This is a genomic window from Streptomyces venezuelae, assembly GCF_008642375.1.
GTDB lineage: Bacteria > Actinomycetota > Actinomycetes > Streptomycetales > Streptomycetaceae > Streptomyces > Streptomyces venezuelae_G.
Window position 1 is genome coordinate 335,202 of record NZ_CP029194.1, and the last position, 23,052, is coordinate 358,253.

The 23,052-nt window shown below is 73.2% G+C and carries 18 protein-coding genes and 1 pseudogene; 8 read left to right on the plus strand and 11 right to left on the minus strand.

All coding sequences use genetic code 11. The features are described 5' to 3' along the window. Positions 1-63: 63 nt before the first annotated feature. The 3 genes from DEJ46_RS01580 to DEJ46_RS01590 all read left to right on the plus strand — a co-directional run bounded on the left by DEJ46_RS01580 (position 64) and on the right by DEJ46_RS01590 (position 4,079). Positions 64-501, plus strand: coding sequence for an STAS domain-containing protein (locus tag DEJ46_RS01580; protein ID WP_150263740.1), 438 nt, complete (start codon positions 64-66; stop codon positions 499-501). Between the two features lie 22 nt (positions 502-523). Beyond that, positions 524-1,015, plus strand: coding sequence for an ATP-binding protein (locus tag DEJ46_RS01585; protein WP_150263742.1), 492 nt, complete (start codon positions 524-526; stop codon positions 1,013-1,015). Positions 1,016-1,094: 79 nt separating this feature from the next. Continuing rightward, the gene (locus tag DEJ46_RS01590) at positions 1,095-4,079 is read left to right on the plus strand and encodes a HAMP domain-containing protein (RefSeq protein WP_150263744.1); all 2,985 of its coding nucleotides are present in this window, start codon (positions 1,095-1,097) and stop codon (positions 4,077-4,079) included. A gap of 20 nt (positions 4,080-4,099) precedes the next feature. Here the strand turns inward: DEJ46_RS01590 and DEJ46_RS01595 are convergent, their stop codons facing one another. Next, positions 4,100-6,379 carry a SpoIIE family protein phosphatase gene (locus DEJ46_RS01595; RefSeq protein ID WP_150263746.1) on the minus strand — a complete coding sequence of 760 codons (2,280 nt, stop codon included), beginning with the start codon at positions 6,377-6,379 and terminating at the stop codon, positions 4,100-4,102. A gap of 162 nt (positions 6,380-6,541) precedes the next feature. Between DEJ46_RS01595 and DEJ46_RS01600 the strand changes: the two genes are divergently transcribed. Then, positions 6,542-7,558: a trypsin-like serine protease gene (locus DEJ46_RS01600; protein WP_411757705.1), complete on the plus strand. Its 1,017-nt coding sequence runs from the start codon at positions 6,542-6,544 to the stop codon at positions 7,556-7,558. Between the two features lie 25 nt (positions 7,559-7,583). Here the strand turns inward: DEJ46_RS01600 and DEJ46_RS01605 are convergent, their stop codons facing one another. Beyond that, a complete protein-coding gene (locus DEJ46_RS01605; protein ID WP_150273999.1) occupies positions 7,584-8,744 on the minus strand; it encodes a sensor histidine kinase in 1,161 nt (386 codons plus the stop codon). A 317-nt stretch (positions 8,745-9,061) separates the two neighbouring features. On the opposite strand from DEJ46_RS01605, the pseudogene DEJ46_RS01610 reads away from it, so the two are divergent. The 4 genes and pseudogenes from DEJ46_RS01610 (at position 9,062) to DEJ46_RS01625 (ending at position 13,681) form a co-directional block, all read left to right on the plus strand. Next, positions 9,062-9,621: pseudogene (locus tag DEJ46_RS01610) on the plus strand (GlcG/HbpS family heme-binding protein). A 79-nt stretch (positions 9,622-9,700) separates the two neighbouring features. After that, entirely contained in the window at positions 9,701-10,294 is a 594-nt protein-coding gene (locus DEJ46_RS01615; protein ID WP_150263748.1) for an ankyrin repeat domain-containing protein, read from the plus strand. Positions 10,295-10,497: 203 nt separating this feature from the next. Beyond that, positions 10,498-12,054, plus strand: a complete 1,557-nt coding sequence (locus tag DEJ46_RS01620) for a FadD3 family acyl-CoA ligase (RefSeq protein ID WP_150263750.1) — start codon at positions 10,498-10,500, stop codon at positions 12,052-12,054. A 13-nt stretch (positions 12,055-12,067) separates the two neighbouring features. After that, the gene (locus DEJ46_RS01625; protein WP_150263752.1) at positions 12,068-13,681 is read left to right on the plus strand and encodes a flavin-containing monooxygenase; all 1,614 of its coding nucleotides are present in this window, start codon (positions 12,068-12,070) and stop codon (positions 13,679-13,681) included. Between the two features lie 99 nt (positions 13,682-13,780). Here the strand turns inward: DEJ46_RS01625 and DEJ46_RS01630 are convergent, their stop codons facing one another. The 9 genes from DEJ46_RS01630 to hsaA (DEJ46_RS01670) all read right to left on the minus strand — a co-directional run bounded on the left by DEJ46_RS01630 (position 13,781) and on the right by hsaA (DEJ46_RS01670) (position 22,854). Next, positions 13,781-14,713, minus strand: coding sequence for an alpha/beta hydrolase (locus DEJ46_RS01630; RefSeq protein ID WP_223834449.1), 933 nt, complete (start codon positions 14,711-14,713; stop codon positions 13,781-13,783). Beyond that, complete coding sequence (locus DEJ46_RS01635; RefSeq protein WP_150263754.1) at positions 14,710-15,474, minus strand: glucose 1-dehydrogenase; 765 nt, start codon at positions 15,472-15,474, stop codon at positions 14,710-14,712. The genes DEJ46_RS01630 and DEJ46_RS01635 overlap by 4 nt, the downstream gene beginning before the upstream one ends. Continuing rightward, a complete protein-coding gene (locus DEJ46_RS01640) occupies positions 15,474-17,156 on the minus strand; it encodes an FAD-dependent oxidoreductase (RefSeq protein ID WP_150263756.1) in 1,683 nt (560 codons plus the stop codon). The genes DEJ46_RS01635 and DEJ46_RS01640 overlap by 1 nt, the downstream gene beginning before the upstream one ends. A 14-nt stretch (positions 17,157-17,170) precedes the next feature. Continuing rightward, the gene (locus DEJ46_RS01645) at positions 17,171-18,040 is read right to left on the minus strand and encodes a MaoC/PaaZ C-terminal domain-containing protein (protein WP_150263759.1); all 870 of its coding nucleotides are present in this window, start codon (positions 18,038-18,040) and stop codon (positions 17,171-17,173) included. 1 nt (position 18,041) lies between these two features. Beyond that, on the minus strand, positions 18,042-18,524 hold the full coding sequence (locus DEJ46_RS01650; RefSeq protein WP_150263761.1) for a flavin reductase family protein: 483 nt from the start codon (positions 18,522-18,524) through the stop codon (positions 18,042-18,044). Next, complete coding sequence (locus DEJ46_RS01655) at positions 18,512-19,405, minus strand: VOC family protein (protein WP_150263763.1); 894 nt, start codon at positions 19,403-19,405, stop codon at positions 18,512-18,514. The genes DEJ46_RS01650 and DEJ46_RS01655 overlap by 13 nt, the downstream gene beginning before the upstream one ends. A 33-nt stretch (positions 19,406-19,438) precedes the next feature. Then, positions 19,439-20,323 carry a 4,5:9,10-diseco-3-hydroxy-5,9,17-trioxoandrosta-1(10),2-diene-4-oate hydrolase gene (gene hsaD / locus DEJ46_RS01660; protein ID WP_150263764.1) on the minus strand — a complete coding sequence of 295 codons (885 nt, stop codon included), beginning with the start codon at positions 20,321-20,323 and terminating at the stop codon, positions 19,439-19,441. 12 nt (positions 20,324-20,335) lie between these two features. Beyond that, complete coding sequence (gene hsaA / locus DEJ46_RS01665; RefSeq protein WP_150263766.1) at positions 20,336-21,502, minus strand: 3-hydroxy-9,10-secoandrosta-1,3,5(10)-triene-9,17-dione monooxygenase oxygenase subunit; 1,167 nt, start codon at positions 21,500-21,502, stop codon at positions 20,336-20,338. 182 nt (positions 21,503-21,684) lie between these two features. Beyond that, positions 21,685-22,854, minus strand: coding sequence for a 3-hydroxy-9,10-secoandrosta-1,3,5(10)-triene-9,17-dione monooxygenase oxygenase subunit (hsaA, locus tag DEJ46_RS01670; protein WP_150263768.1), 1,170 nt, complete (start codon positions 22,852-22,854; stop codon positions 21,685-21,687). Positions 22,855-23,052 lie beyond the last annotated feature (198 nt).

Consider the following 23,052-nt stretch of genomic DNA (forward strand, 5'->3'; position numbering starts at 1 on the left):
CGGCGCGCATACGCGGCCGCTCAGGGGGCAGCGGCAGGCTGAGGGGGAGGAAGGTGCGAGTCGATGGATGAGCGCGCGGAACCCGGAAGCCGCCGTTTCCTCCTGGAGACCCGGCCCGGTGGACGCCCCGGCACCGTCGTCCTGACGCTGAACGGCGAGCTCGATCTCGACACGGTCGGTCCCCTGCGGATCGCGCTCGCGCGGCACCGCGAGGCCTCACAAGTCGTCGTCGACTGCTCCGGCCTGCGGTTCTGCGACTCGACCGGCCTGAACGTCCTCCTGAAGGCACGACTGCTGATGCAGGCCCGGGGCGGGCGCGTGGACCTCGCGGGGCTGCGGCCCCCGGTGGAGCGCATCTTCGAGATCACGGGGGCGAGCAGGGTCTTCCGGGTCTACGAGAATCCCGGCACCGCCCTCGACGAGGGGCCGGCGAAAGGCCGGCCGAACGCACCCACGGCGGAAAGCTCCGCGGAGGACCCCCTGTCGAGCGGTTGGACGTGAGCGGCCGGGGCAACGGCACTGTATGACCGGCCTGGACGCACGGCGTGCGACCGTCCTCACCCGCCGCTACGAGCTACCGCGGAGCCCCGGGACGGTGCGGACCTGCCGCGAACTCACCCAGCGGGCTCTGAGCGAGTGGTTCGGCCCTGCGGGCGCGCCGGGGCAGGTCGCCGCCGAGGACGCCCTGCTGCTGGTCTCGGAGGTCGTCACCAACGCCTTCGCCCATGGCGGCGTCGCCTACGAACTCCGCCTCGACCGCACGGACCGCAGGCTGCGGGTGCAGGTCAGCGACACAAGTCCGGTACGGCCCAGGTCCCACGGGCCGCACCGAGCGGACAGCACCTCCGGACACGGGCTGTACCTGCTGGAGCGGCTCTCGGCGGCCTGGGGCTGGGCCCGCCGGGGTGGGGGCAAGGCGGTCTGGTTCGAGGTGGCGGTGCCGCCCTCGAGAGGCGGGATGCCGGGCCCCGGGGCATGTCCCGCGCCCGGCGCCCCCGGTCGGTCCCCGGCCTAGAGTGGAGGGGTGGCGTCGGAGCTCCGCGGTGCGTCCCGCACCCGGGCCGGGACCACATTTGCCCTGTTCGAGGTCCTTCATGGCAGAGCGCAGACCGGTACCACCCGGCGGGGTGCCCCCGCACGCGGAGCTCGGCGAGGACGGCCTCCGGCAGCTGCTCGCCGGGCTCACGGCCGTCCGCGACGGCGATCTCTCCGCCCGGCTCCCCGACGGCGGCGGCGGCATCCTCGCCGAGATCGCGGCCGTCTACAACGACATGGTCGGGCAGCTCTCGCTCGTCACCTCCGAGGTCACGCGCGTCGCCGGCGAGGTCGGCGGGCAGGGGCTGCTCGGTGGCCGGATCCATGAGCCCCGGGCGCGCGGAGTGTGGCGGGAGCTGACCTCCGGGGTCAACACGATGGCCGACAACCTCACCTCGCAGGTGCGGTCCATCGCCCAGATCGCCACGGCCGTCGCCGGCGGTGACCTCACCCGGAAGATCCGGGTGGACGCGCGCGGCGAGATCCTGGAGCTGAAGGAGACCATCAACACCATGGTCGACCGGCTCTCCTCCTTCGCCGAGGAGGTCACGAGGGTCGCCCGCGAGGTGGGCACGGAGGGCAAACTCGGCGGCCAGGCGACCGTCCACGGCGTCTCCGGCACGTGGAAGGACCTCACCGACAACGTCAACTCCATGGCCGACAACCTCACCAACCAGGTGCGGAACATCGCCCAGGTCACCACCGCCGTCGCCCAGGGCGACCTGACCAGCCGGATCGACGTCTCGGCCCGGGGCGAGATCCTCGAACTGAAGACGACCATCAACACCATGGTCGACCAGCTGTCGTCCTTCGCGGCCGAGGTCACCCGCGTGGCGCGGGAGGTGGGCACGGAGGGCAAACTCGGCGGCCAGGCGGAGGTCGAGGGCGTCTCCGGCACCTGGAAGCGGCTCACGGAGAACGTCAACGAGCTCGCCGGGAACCTGACCCGCCAGGTCCGTGCCATCGCCGAGGTCACCAGCGCCGTCGCCGAGGGGGACCTGACCCGCTCGATCACGGCCGACGCGCCCGGTGAGGTCGGATACCTGCGCGACAACATCAACGCCATGGTCGAGTCGCTGCGCGCCACGACCCGGGCCAACGAGGAACAGGACTGGCTCCAGACCAACCTGGCCCGGATCACCGGACTCCTCCAGAGCACCCGGAGCCTGCCCGGGATCGCCGAGCTGATCATGGCCGAGATGCCGCCGCTGGTCGACGCCCAGTACGGCGCCTTCTTCCTCGCCTCGCACGGCGAGCAGGGCATCGAGCTCGTCATGACCGCCGCCTACGGATCGCCCGATGCTCCAGGTGCCCGGCCGCGGCGCTTCCTACTCGGCCAGTCGCTGGTCGGTCAGGCCGCACGCGACCGGCGCGCCCTCCTCGTCGAGCACCTGCCCGACGGATACGCCACCGTCGCGTCCGGAGTGGGGTCCGGAGAACCGAGCACGCTGATCGTGCTGCCGATCGTGGTCGAGGAACAGGTGCTCGGAGCCGTCGAGTTCGCCTCGCTCCACCCCTTCACCCCGCTCCGGCGGGAGCTCCTCGACCGCTTCGTGGTCAGCACCGGGGCCGTCCTCGGCTCCCTGGTCGCCAACATGCGCACCGACGAACTCCTGGGCCAGTCCCGCAAGCTCGCCGACGAACTCCGCTCCCGGTCGGCCGAGTTGCAGACGCAGCAGCAGGAACTCCGGCGTTCCAACGCCGAACTGCAGGAGAAGGCGGCACTCCTCGCCCAGCGCAACAGGGACATCGAGTCCAAGAACCTCGTCATCGAGCAGGCCCGGCAGGAGCTCGAGGAACGGGCCCGGCAGCTGGCCCGCAACTCCATGTACAAGTCCGAGTTCCTCGCCAACATGAGCCACGAACTGCGGACCCCGCTCAACAGCCTGCTCATCCTGGCCCGGCTCCTCGCCCAGAATTCCCAGGGGAACCTGACGGAGAAGCAGATCGACTACGCCGAGGTCATCCACTCCGCCGGTTCCGACCTCCTTCGGCTGATCAACGACATCCTCGACCTGTCGAAGGTCGAGGCCGGGAAGATGGACATCCGGCACGAGCCGTTCCCCCTCCGTGTCCTCCTCGAATACCTGGAGACGACCTTCGGGCCGGTGGCCGACGAACGGCAGTTGGAATTCACCGTCACCCGCGGGGACGACGTGCCCGAGGAGCTCAACAGCGACGAGGCGCGGCTCCGCCAGGTCCTGCGCAATCTCCTCTCCAACGCGCTGAAGTTCACCGACACGGGCCGGGTGACCCTCGCCGTCGAGCGCGTGAGCGCCGCGGAGACGCCGCCCGCCCTGCTGCACGACGGCGGCCCCGTGCTCGCCTTCCGGGTGACCGACACCGGTGTCGGCATCCCCGCGGAGCAGCTGGGGCTCATCTTCGAGGCCTTCCAGCAGGGCGACGGCACCTCTGCCCGCCGGTACGGCGGCACGGGGCTGGGGCTGTCCATCAGCCGGGAGGTGGCCGGTCTCCTCGGCGGCACCATCGAGGCGGCGAGCACGCCCGGCCACGGCAGCGTCTTCACGTTCTACCTGCCCGTGCCCGGTCCGGCACCCGGGGTGACACCGGGCTCCGCAGCCGCCGACGGCGCCGACTCCCCCGCCGGCCGCGGGGGTGACGTCGACTTCGGTCCCGACCGTCTTGACGAGAGCGGTGCCGCCGAGGGGACGGAGGGCGAGACGGTCCTGGTCGTCGACGACGACCCCCGCAACGTCTTCGCGCTCACCGAGGTGCTCGAAGGACACGGCCTGCGCGTCCTCACGGCCGACAGCGGCCGGGCGGGCCTCGACGCCCTCGCCGCGCACACCGAGATCCGGCTCGTCCTGATGGACGTCATGATGGCCGGCATGGACGGCTACACCGCCATCAAGGCCACCCGGAAGATCCCGGGACGCGAGAAGCTGCCCATCATCGCGGTCACCGCGAAGGCCATGCCGGACGACCGGGCCGACACCCTCGCGGCGGGCGCGGACGACTACGTGTCCAAGCCGGTCGACAAGGACGAGCTGATCGCCAAGATCCGATCCTGGATCGCTGGCTGACGGCGCCTCCCCCCTGCCGTTCACCCCACCCGCACGGCGACGAGGCTCGTGTCGTCGTCGGTGTCCCCGGTGGCCGTCGTGAGCAGTTCGTCCACGAGCCGCTCCGGCGACCGGTCCGCGAGCCGCTCCACCTCGGTGGCGAGCCGAGTCAGGCCCTCGTCCAGTCCGTCGTGCCGGCGCTCGACCAGGCCGTCGGTGTACAGCAGCAGCGTGTCCCCGGGGCGCAGCCCGATCCGTTGCTCCCGGTAGGAGAACGAGGAGACCGCGCCGAGGAGGACGTCCTTCGGCGGGTCGAGCAGCCGCGCGCGGCCTTCGCGCAGCAGCAGCATCGGCAGGTGTCCGGCGCTCGACCAGAGCAGACCGTGGTCCTCGGGGTCGTACAGCGCGCAGACCGCCGTCGCCGTCGTGCCGCCACCGGTCCGCAGGGTCACCTCGTTGAGCCATCCCATCAGGCTCCGGGGCGATTCTCCGGTGAAGGCGAGGGCCCGTTGGGCGTTGCGGAGGGCCACCATGCCGGTGACGGAGTCGATGCCGTGCCCGGCGATGTCGCCGACGGCGACCAGGATCTTGCCGGTCGGCAGCGCGAGGACGTCGTACCAGTCGCCGCCGACCCGGTACTCCTCCGTGGCCGGGCGGTACCGGACGGCCACCACGAGGCCGCCGGGCAGCTCCATGAGCCCGGGGACCTCGGGCACGATCGCCCGCTGGAGCTGGAGCGCCAGCTGATGGCGGGTCTCCGCCTGGTGATGCAGCGCGGTGAAGTGGTCGAAGGTCGCCGTCAGTGCGGCCTCGGTCCGGCGGCTGTCCGAGACGTCCTGGTACACGCCGGCGATCCCGGTGACCGTCCCTCCCGCGATCAGCGGCTCGGCTGCCACGCGCACGTGGCGCACGGACCCGCCGGGGAACACGATCCTCAGGACGGCCTGCGCGCCCGTCTGGCGTTCGGTGAGCGTCCTCAGCAGTGCGGTGAGGGCGTCGCAGTCGTCCCGGTGCACGCGGGCCCGCAGGTCCAGCAAGGGCACCGGCGGCTCGTCCCGCGCCATGCCGAACACGCCGTACGCCTGCTCCGACCAGAACGTCCCGCCGCCGGTGAGGCTGTCCTGGAAAGTGGCGACGCTCTGCAGCCGTGCGGTGGCCCGGGCCGCGGCGGTACCGGGATCGGCCACGGTGTGCCACAGAGCGATGGCGCGGTCCTCGCCCGCCGGCAGCACGCGCACGTCGAGCAGGGGCACGGGTTCCTCCGGCCGGGCGAGCGCGGGCAGTCGTGCGGCCCGCTGGACGCGCCCGGCGGCGACGGCGCGCCGCGCCATACGGGCGAGATCCGCGTGCACCAGCGGGAAGTGGCCGACGAGGGAGCCGCGGCCGTCACGGGGCAGGCCCCCGAGCACGGCGACCGCCTCGTCGTTGAGGTGTTCCACGGTCGGCTCCTCGGTCGTACCGGACATGTGGAGGAGCATCGCCGGATGGGCGAGGGAGTCCAGGACGTCCACGAGGACGGGTACGGCGGGCAGGGCCGGGTCGGCGGTGTCCAGGACGGTGCTCGCCACCTCCAGGAGGCCGGTGAGGGCCCGCCGGGCCGTGGCATCGAGAGCTCGGGGACGCGGCCAGCCGATCAGCGCGAGACCGACGGGCCTGCCGCGGCGGGTCAGCGGCAGCAGAGCGCGCGCGCCGTCCGGCGACGACCCCGGCAACAGGTGCCCGGCCGCCGGCCCCTCCTCCAGCCAGACGGGCGTGCCGGCCACGAGGGCGGAGCGGAGCGGTTCCGGGACCGCGGGGGGAATCCACTGCCACGCCGCGGCCTCCGCCGCCCCGACCCCCGCGCAGCCGGCGAGAAGCAGGCAGCCGTGGTCGGCCCGCTGCCAGAGCCAGAGGCTGTCCGCGCCGAGCGGGGCGAGCCCGCCGTGCAGCAGGGTCCGTGCCGCCTCGTGGACCGTGTACGCCGTCTCCGCCTCGGCGGCGGTGCGGCGGGCCCGACGGTCCTCGACGGTCCGGCCGATGGGCGGGGCGCCGTCGGTCGTGCCGGCGACGGGAGGGCCGTCGTCCCCGGCGACGGCGTTGACGACGTCCGCCGCGATGTCCGCCACCGACAGGCCGGTCGCCCGTGCGAGGGCGGTGAGGTGTTCGGCCGCGTCGGCGGTGGGCAGCCGCATCTGGGCGGCGAGCACGCCGGCGGCGAGGTCGAGCAGATGGCGGTGGGCGAGTCGGCCGCGCAGCCACCGGTTCTCGGCGATCAGGGCGGCGAATCCGGGGTCCACCAGAGCGCCGTACGACGGCCCCTCGGGCATCGGGGAACCGGTCACGACGACCTCCGTTCCGCCGCCTCAGGGGCGTCCGGGCGCGCGCTCGTGTGCGCTTCGGATTTTACTCGCGCGTCTGCGCCGGGGCCTGGGGATACCCCCACCACCTGCGGGGCGGCTGCCCCGACCAGGTGTCCACCTGCTGCCACCGTGGCCCTGTCGATCTTGAACGAACAGGCTGGGCACGCACGCATCTCCGAGCAGAAGGAACTCTTCGTGTTCAGCCTGAAGCCGTCTCGTCGCCGTACGGTCCGCACCGCCACCGTCGGTGCCCTCGCCGCTGCCGCCTGCGCCACCCTCCTGACGGGCAGCGCCGGGGCGATCGTCAACGGAACCGATTCCACCGAGAGGTACCCGTTCATGGCGACGATCCCGGAGTCGGCGCCGAAGTACGGTGTGCTCGACGGAAACTGCGGCGCGTCGCTGATCGACCGGCAGTGGGTGCTGACGGCGGCCCACTGTGTGACGGGCGAGGGCCTTGAGCTGGAAGGCATCGTCCGGGTCGGCAGCGACCGGCGGAAGACCGGGGGCACGGTCCGCAGGATCGACCGGACCTTCGTCCACCCCGGCTACGTGAACGGCGAGGGCAAGGCCGCCAACAAGGACGACGTGGCGCTGATCCGCCTCGACCGGCCGGTCACCCAGCAGCCCGTCAGGATCGCGGAGAAGGCGGGACGGCCGGGCACCCCGACCCGGCTCCTCGGCTTCGGCGGCACCGTCGACGGCGAGCTCACCTTCCCGGACCGGCTCCAGGAGCTGGACACCCGCCTGGGCGCCGCCTCAGAGTGCGCGCCCGGCTATGCGGACGCGACGCGGCTGTGCACGATCAGCACCAGGCCCAAGGCCATGGCGTGCCGCGGCGACTCCGGCGGCCCGCAGCTCCAGAGGGGCCGGGACGGACGCTGGGAGCTCGTCGGGGTCACCTCGGGTCCCGGCGCCCCGAACGTGCCGTGCTCGGGAGGCCCCGGGCTCTACTCCAGCGCGCCCGCCTACGCGCACTGGATCCGGGAGACTGTCGGCGGCAACGGCGTCGAGGCGCCCGAGAAGGACGGCACCGGCCTCGCCGAGACCGGGACGGACGACGCTGTCGCGCCGCTCGTCGGCGTGGCCTCCGCCCTGGTCCTCGCCGGTGGCGCCACCACCGTCGCGCTCCGCCGCCGGAAGGCCCGCCGGTCCGTCTGACGCGCCGGAGAACCGGCCGGCACGCTCAGGACGGGAGGGGGGCGACCGCGGAAAGCACGGTGCCCTCTCCGGGGGTCGATTCGATGGTGAGGGTGCCGCCGAGCTGCTGGAGACGGGCGCGCATGGCGGGCAGGCCATGGCCCCGTACGCCGCCGGGCCTGTCGGTGGCGGTGAAGCCCCGGCCGTCGTCGGCGACGTCCAGGACGACGTGGTCGTCGAGGTAGGTCAGGGTGAGGGCGGCGGCGGTGGCGTCGGCGTGTTCGCGGATGTTGGCGAGGGCGCCCTGGGCGATGCGTACCAGAGCCGACTGCAGGCGTTCGGGGAGCGGGGCCGTGGGGGTCCCGTCCCGGTGGAAGCGGACCTGGAGGGTGTCGGAGGCCTCCCGTTCCGCGAGGGCCCGCAGGGCCTCTTCGAGGCCGCCGCCGCCGGCGAGGTCGGCCGGGGCGAGGTCGTGGACGAAGCGGCGGGCCTCGGCCAGGTTGTGCTCGGCGATGGAGGCGGCGGTACGGATGTGGCGGCGGGCGGCCACGGGGTCGTCGTCCCAGAGCCGCTCCGCGGCCTGGAAGAGCATCTGCTGGCTGGACAGGCCCTGCGCGAGGGTGTCGTGGATCTCCATGGAGAGCCGCTGCCGCTCGGCCAGGGTGCCCTCGCGGCGCTCGGTCGCGGCCAGTTCCCGGCGGGTGCGCACGAGGTCGGTGATGACGGTCCGCAGCCGGTCGGCCTGCCGCTGGGAGTAGATGAACACCGCCGTGGCGACCGCGGCGACGGCCGGTGGGGCGAACATCAGGTTGGGGTCGAAGCCGAAGCGCAGGCGCAGCTTGACCTGGGCGGCCACGACCGCGGCGGTCAGCAGCGCGACGAGGACGACCGCCGGCCGGGTCCGAAGGGAGCGCAGACCGGTGTAGAAGAGGGGCACCGCGCACCAGCCGAAGCTCGGTGCCAGCGCCACCAGGGTGAGCCAGGTGCCGATCACACCGGTCAGCCAGAGCGCGGGCGCCGCGGTGAGCGCGCCGGAGGCGCCGGACCGCCGGGAGCCCAGGGCCGGGCCCAGGACCGGGCCCAGGACGTACAGCAGGGCGAGGACGACGGCGAGGACGACGACCCAGGGGGTGCTGGGGGCGCCGGGGTGGACGATCAGGTAGCGCGTCAGGGACGAGCACAGGAGGACGAAGAACGCCACGTGCATCACGGTGGCGAGCCAGCCGGCGTCGGGGTCGGCCGCCTCCGTGTCGAGGGGTGACTGTTCGTTCGTCCGCACTGCTTCGCTCCTTGCCGCCTGCCGCTCCCCCAGAGCCAGGCTAGCCGGAAAGATCCATTCCGTATCGTCCGATCGGTTGACCCCGGGGTCGTCCGCAGGGGGCGCCGGAGGCAGCCCGTAGGTCGACCGTCCGGGGCCCGGGGCGGCACCAGGATGGAGTGCAGAGCGGGAACGCGGCGTTCCCGAACCCCCTCGGGGGTCGCATGACGAGACCCCCAGGGTCACATCCCGAGGAGCTGATGATCGTGAAGAAGCTGTCCCTGCGCACCCGTGTCCTGACCGGTACGATCGCCGCCACGGCGCTGGCCGCAGGTACCTTCGGCGCGGTCTCCGCCAACGCCGCCACCCCGGCGGTCGCTCCGGCCGCGGCCGTCGCCGAGGCCGACGCCAAGAACAAGAACACCACCCGGTCGACGCACCTCACCATCGAGGCCGCCACCAAGGCCGCACAGGCCACCCTCGACGCCGCAGAGAAGGAGAACCAGCGCGTCTCCGTCGCCGTCGTCGACCGCAACGGCAACACCCTCGTCACCCTCCGCGGCGACGGCGCCGGCCCCCAGTCCTACGAGTCCGCCGCCAAGAAGGCCTTCACCGCGGTCTCCTGGAACGCCCCCACCTCCGAACTCGCCAAGCGCCTCGCCCAGGCCCCAACCTCAAGGACATCCCCGGCACCCTCTTCCTCGGCGGCGGCGCCCCCGTCACCGCCAAGGGCGCCCCCATCGCCGACATCGGCGTCGCCGGCGCCCCCTCCGGCGACCTCGACGAGAAGTTCGCCCAGGCCGGCGTCGCCACCCTCGCCGAGTAAGGCCCCCTTGTGACTCCGGCGGCACCCGGCCCCCCGTCCGGGCGCCGCCGGTCCTCGCGCACGGACATGGAGGAACGACATGCGTGACCGCGACCGCCGCCTGCTGGCGGCCGCCCGCCGGGGCGATGCCGACGAGGTCCGGGCCGCCCTGGACGCGGGGGCCCGGGTCGAGGCCCGCGACGAGGAGCTGCGCTCCCCGCTGCTGCTCGCCTCGCTCGGGAGCCATGTCGAAGCGGCCCGTGCACTGGTCGCGGCCGGGGCCGACCCGGACGCCCAGGACCGGCGCCACGACAGCGCGTGGCTCGTCACCGGCGTCACCGGGAACGTCGCGATGATGCGCGCCCTGCTGCCCGCGAACCCCGACCTGACCGTGCGCAACCGCTTCGGCGGGGTCGCGCTGATCCCCGCGAGCGAGCGCGGTCACGTCGCCTACGTCCGGGCGGTGCTGCGGGAGACCGCGATCGACGTCGACCACGTCAACGACCTCGGCTGGACGGCCCTGCTGGAGGCCGTGATCCTCGGGGACGGCGGCCGGCCGCACCAGGAGGTCGTCGAACTGCTCCTCGCCGCCGGCGCCGACCCGGAACTCGCGGACGCGGACGGCGTCACGGCCCTGCGGCACGCACGGCGCCGCGGCTTCGACGCGATCGCGGCCCTCCTCGACGACGCCTGAGACCGGCCTCGCCGACGCCCGGGACCGGGGCCTCCTCGGGAACGCCTCGGCGCGCGCCGGGCGGAAGATCCTCCGGCACCTTCCCGGTGAGCGGGAACTGGCTCCTGCGCCGGGCCGCCTCTCCCTGCCAGGCTCCGGACCGCTGTGGTTCCGGGCCCGCGACCCCGACGAGGGGCCGGGCGGCAGGGAGGACGTGACGGATCATGACAGGCGCGCAGACGGTCGCCCGGCTCGCGGACCGGGCCGCTGAGAGGTACGGGGACGAGGAGGCCCTCGTCTTCGGCGAGGACCGCTGGACCTTCACGGAGCTGCGGGACCGGGTCGACCGGGTGGCCCGCGCGGTGATCGCGCGGGGGGTGCGGCCCGGTGACCCCGTCGCCGTGTGGGCGCCCAACAGCGCCCGGTGGGTGGTGGCCGCGCTGGGCGCGGTGGCGGCCGGCGGGGTGCTCGTCCCGGTGAACACGCGCTACAAGGCGGCCGAGGCCGCCGACATCCTGCGCCGCTCCCGCGCCCGGCTCCTCTTCACCGAGCACGACTTCCTCGGTACGGACTACCGGGCCGTGCTCGCGGCGTCCGGGGAGCAACTCCCGCTGCTCGAAGGGACCGTGACCCTGCACTCGGCGGAGTGGGACCGGTTCCTGACGGGCGCGGACCGGGTGACGGGCACGGAGCGCCTGGCCCGGAGCGCCGCCGTGCGGCCGGCGGACACCGCCGACATCCTCTTCACCTCCGGGACGACCGGCCGGCCCAAGGGCGTGCCCGCCACGCACGCGCAGAATCTGCGCGTCTACGAGGCATGGGCCCGCGCGGTCACGCTCCGGCGCGGCGACCGCCATCTCCTCGTGAACCCGTTCTTCCACACCTTCGGCTACAAGGCGGGCGTCCTCGCCTGTCTGCTGCACGGGGCCACGATCGTGCCCGAGCGGGTCTTCGACGCGGAGACCGTCCTCGGCCGCATGCGCGACGAGCGGATCTCCGTCCTCACCGGGGCGCCCACCGTCTTCACCTCGCTCATCCACCACCCCCGGCGCGCGGAGTACGACCTGACGTCGATGCGGATGGCCGTCACGGGCGCGGCGAACATCCCCACCTCGCTCATCGAGCGGATCAGGACGGACATCGGCGCGCGGAACGTCAGCACCGCGTACGGGCTGACCGAGTCGACGGGCGTGGTCGCCGTCTGCCGGCCCCACGAGTCCCCCGAGACCCTGGCCCGCACCTCGGGAACGGCCCTGGAGGGCACCGAGCTGCGCGTCGACGCGCCGCCCGGGGAGTCCGGCGAGATCCTCACCCGCGGCCCGCACGTCATGCACGGCTATCTCGACGACCCCGAGGCCACCGCGGAGGCCGTCGACGCGGAGGGCTGGCTGCACACGGGGGACGTCGGCGTCCTCGACGAGCGCGGGTTCCTGCGGATCACCGACCGGCTCAAGGACATGTTCGTGGTCGGCGGGTTCAACGTGTACCCGGCCGAGGTGGAGCAGGTGCTGCGCGGCCATCCGGCCGTCCTGGACGCGGCGGTCGTGGGCGCTCCGGACGAGCGGCTCGGGGAGGTCGGGGTCGCCTACTGCGTACCGGCGGCGGGGGCCCGGATCGACGCGGCGGAACTGACCGCGTACACGCGGGAGCGCCTGGCCAACTTCAAGGCTCCACGGGCCTTCCACGCCCTGCCGGAGCTCCCGCACAACGCCGCCGGAAAGGTCGACAAGGCGGACCTGCGCCGGCGCACCACCACCCTTCGCACGGCATCCACCGGATGAGGAGAGTACGAACGTGAACGACAGCATCACCGACTCCGTCGACATCGTGGTCGTCGGGGCAGGAGTCACCGGCCTGTACGCCGTCCACAGGCTGCGCGGTCTCGGCTATCGCGTGCGGGGCTTCGAGCGCGGGGCGGACGTCGGCGGCGTCTGGTACTGGAACCGGTATCCGGGCGCGCGCTGCGACGTGGAGTCCGTGGACTACTCGTACTCCTTCGACGAGGAGCTCCAGCAGGAGTGGGACTGGAGCGAGAAGTACGCCGCCCAGCCGGAGATCATGCGCTATCTGCACCATGTCGCCGACCGCTTCGACCTGCGCCGCCACTACACCTTCGGGACCTCGGTGACCTCGGCCGAGCTGGACGAGAAGAGGCTGCGCTGGACGGTGCGCACGGACGGCGGCGAGGTGGTCTCGGCGCGGTTCTGCGTGTACGCCGTCGGCTGCCTGTCCAGCACGCACGTGCCGGACATCCCGGGGCTCGCGGAGTTCGACGGCGCCACGTACCACACCGGCGCCTGGCCCCACGAGGGCGTGGACTTCACCGGACTGCGCGTCGGCGTGATCGGCACCGGCTCCTCCGGCATCCAGGCGATCCCGCTGATCGCCGATCAGGCGGCCCATCTGACCGTCTTCCAGCGCAGCGCCAACTACAGCATCCCGGCGGGCAACGCGCCGCTGGACGAGGAGACGCGTCGCCGGCAGAAGGCCGGCTACGCGGAGCGGCGGCGGCTGTCCCGGCTCAGCGGCGGCGGTTCGCCGCACGTGGGCCATCCGTCGCGGACGTTCGAGGTGTCCGAGGAGGAGCGGCGGGCGGCGTTCGAGGAGCGCTGGGAGCTCGGCGGGGTCCTGTACTCCAAGACGTTCCCCGACCAGCTCACGGACCTCGCCGCCAACGACGCGGCGCGCGTGTTCTGGGAGGAGAAGGTCCGCGCCCTCGTCGACGACCCGGACTCCGCCGATCTGCTGGTGCCCACCGACCATCCGATCGGCACCAAGCGGATCGTCACCGACTCTCACTACTACGAGACGTTCAACCGTGACGACGTGCGTCTGGTGAGCCTGCGGGGGAACGCGATCGAGCGGGTCGAGGGCGGCGGGGTGCTGCTGGCCGACGGGACGCGGGTGGAGCTGGACGCGATCGTGTTCGCGACCGGTTTCGACGCGATGACGGGGGCGATCGACCGGATCGACGTCCGGGGGCGCGGCGGCCGGCGGCTGAAGGACGTCTGGAGCGAGGGTCCCCGCACCTACCTGGGCCTCGGGACCGACGGCTTCCCGAATCTGTTCAACCTCACCGGTCCCGGCAGCCCGTCCGTCATGGCCAACGTGGTCCTCTGCGCCGAGCAGCACGGCGACTGGCTCGCCGCGTGTCTGCGCCATCTCGACGAGTCCGGCTACCGGGGGATCGAGGCGAGCGCCGAGGCCGTGGAGGAGTGGGTCGCGGAGTGCCGCGACCGGGCGGCCGCCACCCTGTTCCCGGCGGCGAACTCCTGGTACCTGGGGGCCAACATCCCGGGGAAGCCACGGGTGTTCATGCCGTTCATCGGGGGCTTCGGGGTGTACGGGGACATCATCGCGGGCGTGGCGGACTCCGGGTACAAGGGGTTCGAGCTCCTGACGCGCTGACCCGCGCGGGACACGGTGACGGGCCCCGCCCCACCCGATCCGGTGGGGCGGGGCCCGTCGTCGGTTCGTGCCCGTCGTGCGGGGTGCGGTGGCGCGGGGTCAGTGCGGGTCGAGAGGGGGACGGTCGAGGGCGGCGCGCAGGAAGCCGAACGCCGTCGCGCGGGCCTCGGCCGCCTCGGGCAGGCCGTCGACGGCCATCGTGAGGAAGCCGTGGAACATCCCCGCGTAGTGGTGGGCCGCCACGGGCACGCCGGCCGCGGTGAGGGCCTCCGCGTACGCCAGACCGTCGTCCCGCAGGGGGTCGAAGCCGGCGGTGACGACGTGGGCCGGCGGAAGCCCGGACAGGTCGGCGCCGGCCAGGGGGGCCGCACGGGGGTCGGTCCGGTCCGCGGGCTCGCGGAGGTACGCGTCCCAGTACCAGCGCAGGTGGTCGGCGGTGAGGAAACGGCCCTGGCCGTGTTCGCGGTGCGAGGGCCGCGAGCGGGCCGGGTCGAGCATCGGGTAGTAGAGCGCCTGGCAGGCGATGCGGGGGCCGCCCCGGTCGCGCGCGAGCAGGGCGAGGACCGTGGCGAGGTTGCCGCCGGCGCTGTCCCCCACGACGGCGATCCGGCCCCCGGGGAACGTCCGGGCCGCCCAGAGCAGCGCCGTGTAGGCGTCCTCGGGGGCGGCGGGGAAAGGGTGTTCGGGGGCACGGCGGTAGTCCACCGAGACGACGGTCGCGCCCGTGCCCCGGGCGAGCGTGCGGCAGAAGCCGTCGTGGCTCTCGAGGTCGCAGAGGACGAAGCCGCCCCCGTGGCAGTACAGGATCACGGGGGCGTTCTCGTGGACGCCGGGGGCGTAGACGCGTACGGGCACGCCGTCGGCGTCCTGGTCGGTGACGCGGGCGACGGGGGCCGGAGTGATTGGGGGCTTCTGCCGGGCGGCGAAGAAGGCCCGTATCTCGGTGATGTCCGTCATCTCCGTGCCCAGCGGCGGGAAGTTGGCATCGGCAAGGTCGATGAGCGCCTGGACCTCAGGGGCGGGCTCGGTCACGCGTCCGGTCCTTTCGGGGGCAGGGCGGGCATGCGGCCGGCCGACGCGCCGCCGTCCACGGCGAGTTCGGCGCCGGAGAGGTACGAGGCGTCGTCGGAGGCGAGGAAGGCGACGAGACGGGCGACCTCCTCGGGCTGCCCGACGCGGCCGAGCGGTGCGGCCGGGTGCGTGGTGGTGCCGAGGTGTGCGGTCATCGCGGTGGCGATGGCTCCGGGGTGGACGGAGTTGACGCGGATGCCGTCCGGGCCGAGTTCGAGAGCGGCGGTCTTGGTGAGGCCGCGCAGCCCCCATTTCGCGGCTCCGTAGGCACCGTGGCCCCAGATGCCCTGGAGGCCGGCCTGCGAGGAGATGTTCACGATCGACCCGCCGCCGCTCGCCCGCATCGCGCCCGCGACGGCGCGGATGCCGAGGAACGGTCCGATCAGGTTGACGCGCAGGAGCGCCTCCAGCCGGGCCGGGTCCTCGTCGACGATGGGCGAGGTGGAGTAGATCGCGGCGTTGTTGACGAGGACGTCCAGCCGGCCGAAGGCGTCGACGGCGGTGGTCACGGCGGTGTCCCAGGAGCGCTCGTCGGTCACGTCGTGCCGTACGAAGCGGGCGGCGGGGCCGAGGGAGGCGGCCGTCGCCTCGCCCTCGGCCTCGCGGACGTCGGTGAGGACGACCCGCGCCCCGAGGGCGACGAGGAGCCGGGCCTCGGCCTCGCCCATGCCGCGGGCCGCGCCGGTGACCAGCGCGACCCTTCCGGTGAGGTCGGCGGCCATCAGCGGCTCTCCCGGGCCTCGCGGGTGCGGGCGATGTCGTTGACGGCGAGCCAGCTGAAGGTCATGGCGGGGCCGATGGTCGCGCCGGGGCCCGGGTAGGTCTCGCCCATGACAGCCGCCGAGACGTTCCCGGAGGCGTACAGGCCGTCGATGGGTGTCCCGTCCTCGCGCAGTACGCGGGCCGTCGCGTCGGTGACGAGGCCGCCCTTGGTGCCGATGTCGCCCGGGTGCACGGGGATCGCGTGGAACGGCCCCTTCTCCAGGGGCGCCAGATTGGGGTTGGGGAGGGTCGGGTCGCCGTAGTAGCGGTCGTAGACGCTGTCGCCGCGGTGGAAGTCCTCGTCGCGGCCGGCACGGGCGAAGCCGTTGAAGCGCTCCACGGTGGCCCGCAGCCGTTCCGGGGCGACGCCGATGCGCACGGCCAGTTCCTCGACGGTGGCGGCCTTCTTGACGAAGCCGCTCTCCAGCCACGACTTGGGGAACGGCCGGCCGGGGAGCAGACCCATGAAGAGGTAGCGGGACTTCGCGGCCGCGTCGAGGATCAGCCAGGACGGGACGGTGCCGGCCCCGGGCCTGTCGTTCGCGTACATGGCGTCGACGAACTCGTGGTACGGGGCTGCCTCGTTGGCGTAGCGGTTCCCCGCCCCGTCGACGATCACCATGCCGGGGACGCCCCGGTCGGCGACGAGGAAGAACGGCGTGCCGTCGGGGACGACGACCGACGGCGCGCCCCAGACCTTGTCCATGAGGTCGGTCCCGGCGCCGAGGGCCGTGGCCAGCTCCAGGGCGTCGCCGGTCTGCCCGTCGGCGGCGGCGCTCCACTCGGTGGAGGTGGGGGCCGGCAGGTGCTTCTCGCGGAGGCGCTGGTCGTGCGAGAAGCCGCCGGAGGCGAGGACCACGCCGCCGGTCGCCCGGACCGTGAGGTCCCGGCCGTCCCGGGTGACGCGGATCCCGGCGATCCGGCCGTCCTCCTCCACCAGGCCGGTCAGGGGTGCGGACAGCCACAGGTCACCGCCGAGGGCGTCCAGGGAGTGCCGCATGCGGGCGATCAGCGCCTCGCCGAGGGAGAGCAGTCGCTGCCCGGACAGCAGGGCCTTCACGGCCCGGCCGCCGACCCGGGCGGCGGTCCGCCGGCCGGCCCAGGTGCGGCCGACCATGTTGAGCAGGCGGAAGTCCTTGGAGGTGATGGTGAGGCCGTACGTGGGCAGTCCCGCCCTGCGCATGGTGGCACGCTGTTCCGGTCCCAGTTTCCTGAAGTCGAAGATGCGGGGCTCGACGGAGCGGCCCTGCGGGTAGCCGCCGAGCCGTTCCGGGTAGTAGTCGGAGTAGCCGGGGGTGTAGACGAACCGGACGGCGGTGCGGTCGTGGAACTCCCGCACCATCCGGGGTCCGTAGGTGAGGTAGGCGTCCTTGCGTGCGGCGGGCACCCGGTCGCCGACGGTGGCGTCGAGATAGGCACGGGCCTTCTCGGGGGTGTCGCCGAGCCCGGCGGCGTCCAGGTGGAAGTTGTTCGGCACCCAGATGGCGCCGCCGGACAGGGCGGTCGAGCCGCCGTACACCGCGGTCTTCTCCACCACCAGGACGGTCAGCCCGCGCAGCCGGGCGGTGAGGGCCGCGGCCATCCCGGCGGAGCCGGAGCCGACCACGACCACGTCGTACGTGTGGTCCCAGGTGTCGTTCATCGGGTTCTCCCTCGTCAGCGGGGGGTGATAAGGGCGTCGGTGAGGACCGGCGCGTCGTCGCGTTCCGCGGCGGTGGCGGTCAGCCGGTAGCCGCCGGCGGTGTCCCAGACGCGCAGCCGCAGGGTCTCCCCCGGGTGGAACACGCCCGCGAAGCGGGTGCGGCAGCCGGCCACGGCGCTCGTGTCGGCGTCGAGCAGGTGGTCGGTGACGGCCTTGACCGCGATCCCGAAGGAGCAGAGGCCGTGCAGGATCGGACGGTCGTAGCCCGCGCGGCGGGCGGTGGCGGGGTCGGCGTGGAGCGGGTTCCAGTCCCCGGTGAGCCGGTAGAGCAGGGCCTGCTGACGGAGCGTCGGGACCTCCACGAGCAGGTCGGGTGCCCGGCCCGGGGCGGGGAGGCGGTCGGCGGGCCCGCGGCCGCCGCCGAAGCCGCCCTCGCCGTGGACGAAGATCTGGTTGCGCTGGGTGAGGAGGGGGACGCCGTCCTCGCCGAGGAGCGTGGACTCCTGGACGACGACGGCGGCCCGGCCCTTGTCGTACACGTCCGTCACTTGTGTGACGGCGGTCCCTCGGGCGGCGGCGGGCAGCGGGCGGTGCACGGTGATCTCCTGGCCGCCGTGCAGGACGCGCGCCAGGTCGATGTCGACGCCGGGCAGGTCGAAGACCTGGAATCCGACGCCTCCCGTGCCGCCCGCGACCACGCCGAACGTGGGCAGGACCTGGAGCCCTCGCTCGTGTCCCTCGAAGACGTAGCGCAGCTCGCGCGCGTCGGTCTCGGGGACGCCCGCGCCGAGCGCCAGGTGGTAGAGGCGCACGTCGCGCGCGTCCCAGACGACGTCGGTGCTCACGGGCGGGGCGGAGGTCGCCTTGTCCACGTCGATGGGCATCTCAGAACGCCCCGACGGCGTAGCGGCTGCGGAAGAACAGCAGCGGCCGGCCGTCCTCGCGGGCGTCGAGCGCGACCACCTGGGCGGTGACCAGGGAATGGTCGCCGGCCTCGTGGACGGAGTGCAGCTCGCACTCGACGAAGGCGAGGGCTCCGTCGATCCGCACGGTCCCGTGCTCGCCGACGCTCCAGGGGATGCCGGTGAACTTGTCGGGGCCGCTGCGGCCGAGAGCCGCGCAGGTGTCCCGTTGCTCCTCGGCGAGGATGTTGACGCAGAAGCGGCCCGCCCGCTCGATCCTCGGCCAGCTGCTCGACGACCTGCCGACGGCGAGCATGACCAGCGGAGGGTCGAGGGAGAGCGACGCGAAGGACTGGCAGGCGAAGCCGACGGGTTCACCCGCGTCGAGCGAGGCCACGACGGTGATGCCGCTGGCGAAGCGGCCGAGGACGTCGCGGAAGTCGGCGGGGTCGATCAGCCGTTCCACTGGTGGCCCCAGAAGCTGTCGGCGGTGATCTCCTTCGCGACCCAGGTGGCGGGGTCGACGATCAGGCCGTCCCAGCCGTACTCGACCTGGAAGCCGCCGGGTGCCTGGGCGTAGAACGACACCATGCGGTCGTTGGTGTGGCGGCCGAGGCTGGAGGCGATGGGGATGCCCGCGGCCTTGGTGCGGTCCAGGCCGCGGCCCACGTCGTCGAGGGTCTCCAGCTCCACCATGAAGTGCACGATGCCCGGAGGCAGGGCGCCGGGGTAGAGGCCCAGGCTGTGGTGGCGGCTGTTGGGGCTCATGAAGTGCATCCAGTGGAAGTCCCGCTGCTCCGCGGCCGTCGGGACGGCCTGCGGCGGGAGCTTCATGGAGTCGCGGAGCTGGAAGCCGAGGAGGTTCTCGTAGAAGTCGAGCGCGGCCTGGATGTCCGGGACCGGGAGCACGACATGGCCGAGGCCGAGGTCACCGGTGACGAAGCGGTTGCCGTACGGGGTGACGAGCGGGGTGTGGTCCTGTGCCTGGCCCCAGGAGATCTCCAGCGGGTTTCCGCAGGGGTCCGTCAGGCGGATGAGGCCCTGGACGCGGCGCTCCGTGAGCTCGGCCTCGTCCGCGACCTTGACGGCGACGCCCGCCGCCTCCAGCTCGGCGGCGGCCGTGGCGAGCGCGGCGTCGTTGGCCACCTCCCAGCCGGCCGCGAGCAGCCGGTCGCTCTCGCCCGCCTGGACGGCGATGCGGTACGCGCGGTCGTCGACGCGCAGGAGGAGAGTGTCGTCGGTGGTGCCGGGTGCCTGTGCCATGCCGAGGACGTCGAGCGCGTAGCGGCGCCACGCGTCGAGGTCGGTGGTCTCCAGGCGCAGGTATCCGAGAGCACGGATGTCCATGGTGGTGCACCCTTCCGTCAGGTGGGTCAGTGGTCAGTGGTGTCGGTGGGAGAAGAAGTCGAGCGCGAGCCGGTTGAACTCGTCGGCCCGCTCGACCTGGGCCCAGTGGCCGCAGTGCGGGAAGACGTGCAGGCGGGCGTCGGGGATGGTCTTGAGGGCGACGAGCGCCCCGTCGAGGGGGTTGACGCGGTCCTCGCGGCCCCAGGTGAGGAGCACCGGCTGGGTGATGCGGTGGGCCTCGCGCCAGAGCATCACGTCCTCCGCCCGGGCGGGGTCGGCGAACGAGGCCGCCATCCGGGCGTTGCCCAGCCGGGTGTCGGGGTCGTTCGCCGAGGCCCAGCGCTCCTCGACGAGTTCGTCGGTGACGATCGACGGGTCGTACGCCATCACGCCCAGGAACGCGCGGAGTTGGTCCTTTGTCGGCTCCGGGGAGGCACTGAACTCGAAGAGGCGCTTGATGCCCTCGGTCGGGTCCGGCGCGAAGAGGTTGACGGACACACCGCCGGGGCCCATCAGGAGGAGCTTGGCGACCTTGTCGGGGTGGTTCAGGGCCATGCGGACGGCGGTGCCGCCGCCGAGGGAGTTCCCGACGAAGTGCGCCCGCTCGATGCCCAGTTCGTCCATCAGCGCGGCCACGGCGTCCGCGCTGTAACTGAAGTAGTCCTTGTCCAGCTCCGGCTTGTCCGAGCGGCCGTAGCAGGGCTGATCGACGAGGAGCGTACGGAAGTGCTCGGCGAAGACCGGGAGGTTGCGGCCGAAGTTGCTCCAGCCGGAGGCGCCGGGGCCGCCGCCGTGCAGCATGATCACGACGGGTGCCGGGTGCCCTTCGGCGGGGCCGGCCTCGTGGTAGTGGAGGGTGAGCCCCGCCGCCTTGGCGGTGCGGGACGTCGACGCGTGGGTGAGCTCTGCCTCTGCCATCTGCGGCGCCTCTCAGGCCATGGTGTCGTGGATGTCGATGCCGAGCGCGCACTGCCCGTACATGACGAGGGCCCGCTCGGGGTCGTTGGCGGCGTGGCCGCGGCCGGTGTGGGCGTCGCGCCAGGCGCGCTGGACCGGGCCGGGGCCGGTCCGCATGGCGTTGCCGCCGGCGTTCTCCATGAGGAGGTCGATCGCCGCGACGCAGCGCTCGGTGGCGAGCACCTGGTCCCGGCGGGTGCGGGTGCGGAGCTCCATCGGGAGCTCCTCGTCGCGCTGCGCGAGCGCGTACATCTCGCCGATGTTCCGGGTCATCTGGAGCCAGCTCGCGTCGATGTCACTGGCGGCGCGGGCGATGCGGACCTGTGCGAAGGGGTCCTCGGCGACCTTCTGGCCGTAGGAGACCCGGAACCGCTGCCGGGTGGCCTCGGTGTAGGAGTCGTACGCGCCCTCGGCGATCCCGATGATCGGGGTCGAGATCGTGGCGGTGAAGACCCCGGCGTACGGCAGCCGGTACAGCGGTTCCGGGTTGATCTCGTGGCCGGGGACCTTCAGGGCGGTGACGGGTCCGAAGCTCAGGGCGCGGTGGTAGGGGACGAAGACGTCTTCGACGACGACGTCGTTGCTGCCGCTGCCGCGCAGCCCGACGGTGTCCCAGACGTCGTCCACGCGGTAGTCGGAGCGGGGGATCAGGAAGGTGCGCATGTCCACCGGGTTGCCCTCGGCGTCGGGGACGAGGCAGCCGAGCAGGGCCCACTGGACGTGGTCGCAGCCGGAGGAGAAGTGCCAGCGGCCGGAGAGCCGGAAGCCGCCGTCGACGGCGGTCGCCTTGCCGGTGGGGGCGTACGAGGAGGCGATACGGGCCTTCGGGTCCTCGCCCCACACCTCCTGCTGGGCGCGCAGGTCGAACAGGGCGACGTGCCAGGGGTGGACGCCGACCACGGAGGCGACCCAGCCGGTCGAGCCGCACGCCTTGGCGATCTCCTTGACCGCCGTGTAGAAGACCAGCGGGTCCGCCGCCCGGCCTTCGAAGGCCCGGGGCTGGAGCAGCTGGAAGAAGCCGGTGTCCTCGATCTCCTTGATGGACGCGTCGGGTACGCGGCGCAGGGCCTCGGCCTCGGCCGCGCGCTCGCGCAGACCGGGGGCGAGATCGCGGATCGCTTCCAGGACGTCGTCGGCCATGGGTCATCCCCTTTCGGGTCGTGGTGGGGGAAGTGCCAGGACCGTACGACGCGGTGTCGCGCGGCGAAATGCGCTGCTCCCACTGAGCGGGAAGGAGCACCGGGCCGCGACGCGGCGGGGAGTTCGTATACGGGTGGAGGAGTGACCGGGGAGGCCTGAGGGGCCTCGGGGACCCGGGGCCGTCAGAGCATCGGGTCGTGGACCGTGATGCCCAGGGCGTCCTGGCCGAAGAGGAGCAGGGCCCGCTCCACGTCGTTGGCCGCCTGGCCCCGGCCGGTGTGCAGGTCCCGCCAGGCGCGCTGGAGGACGTCGGAGCCGCCGCGCATGGGGCTGCCGCCGGCGTTCTCCATGAGCAGGTCGACGGCCGCGATCGCGCGTTCCGTGGCGAGCACCTGGTCGCGGCGGGCCCGTGCGCGCAGGGACGTCGACAGCTCCTTTCCGGCGCGGGCGACCGCGTACAACTCGGCCGTGTTGCGGCTCAACTGGAGCAGGCTCGCGTCGATGTCGCCGGCCGCGCGGGCCACCCGTACCTGCGCGAAGGGGTCCTCGGCGATCCGCCGCCCGTAGGAGGAGCCGAGGCGCTCGCGGGCGGCCGTGACGTACTCCTCGTAGGCGCCCTCGGCGATGCCGACCATCGCGGTCGAGATCGCGGTGGTGAAGACGGCGGCGTACGGCAGCCGGTACAGAGGCTCGGGGTTGGCCTCGTGTCCGGGGCAGCGCAGTGCGGTCACCGGGCCGAAGCCGAGGGTCCGGTGGTCGGGGACGAAGGCGTCCTCGACGACGAGGTCGTTGCTGCCGCTGCCGCGCAGGCCGACCGCTTCCCAGACGTCGTCGACGCGGTAGTCGGAGCGGGGGACCAGGAAGGTGCGCATGTCGACGGGGCGTCCCTCGCCGTCGGTGACGAGCCCGCCGAGGAGGGCCCAACGGGCGTGGTCGCAGCCCGCCGAGAGGTGCCAGCGCCCGGACAGCCGGAAGCCGCCGTCGACCGTGGTGACCGCCCCGGTGGGGGCGTGGGAGGAGCAGATGCGGGCGGTGTGGTCCGTGCCCCACACGTCCTCCTGGGCGCGGGGGTCGAAGAGGGCCAGGTGCCAGGGGTGGACGCCCAGGACGGCCGCGGCCCAGCCCGTCGAGCCGCAGGCCCTGCCGATCTCCCGGAGCGCCGCGTAGAAGACGTCCGGGCCGGCGGCGAGTCCGCCGTACGCCGTGGGCCGCAGGAGCCGGAAGAAGCCGGCCTCTTCGAGCTCTTCGACGCTGGCCCCGGGCACGCGGCGCAACGCCTCGGCCTCGGCCGCGCGCTCGCGCAGGGCCGGGGTGAGGGCGCGGACCGCCGCGAGAACGTCGTCTTCGCGCATGCGCGTCCCTCTCGGATCCTGATCCCGGCGTCCGGGCCCGTCGTGCTTCGGTGTGCTTCGGTGCGCTGAGGTGTGCTGACGCCAGGGAAACTACGCGTTACTGTTCCGAAACGAAACACCCTCTTCACAGTCACCGGAATCCTCTGGCAATCTCCACGCAATACCGGAGATTACGGACGTGGTCGGGCTTGCCTGCCG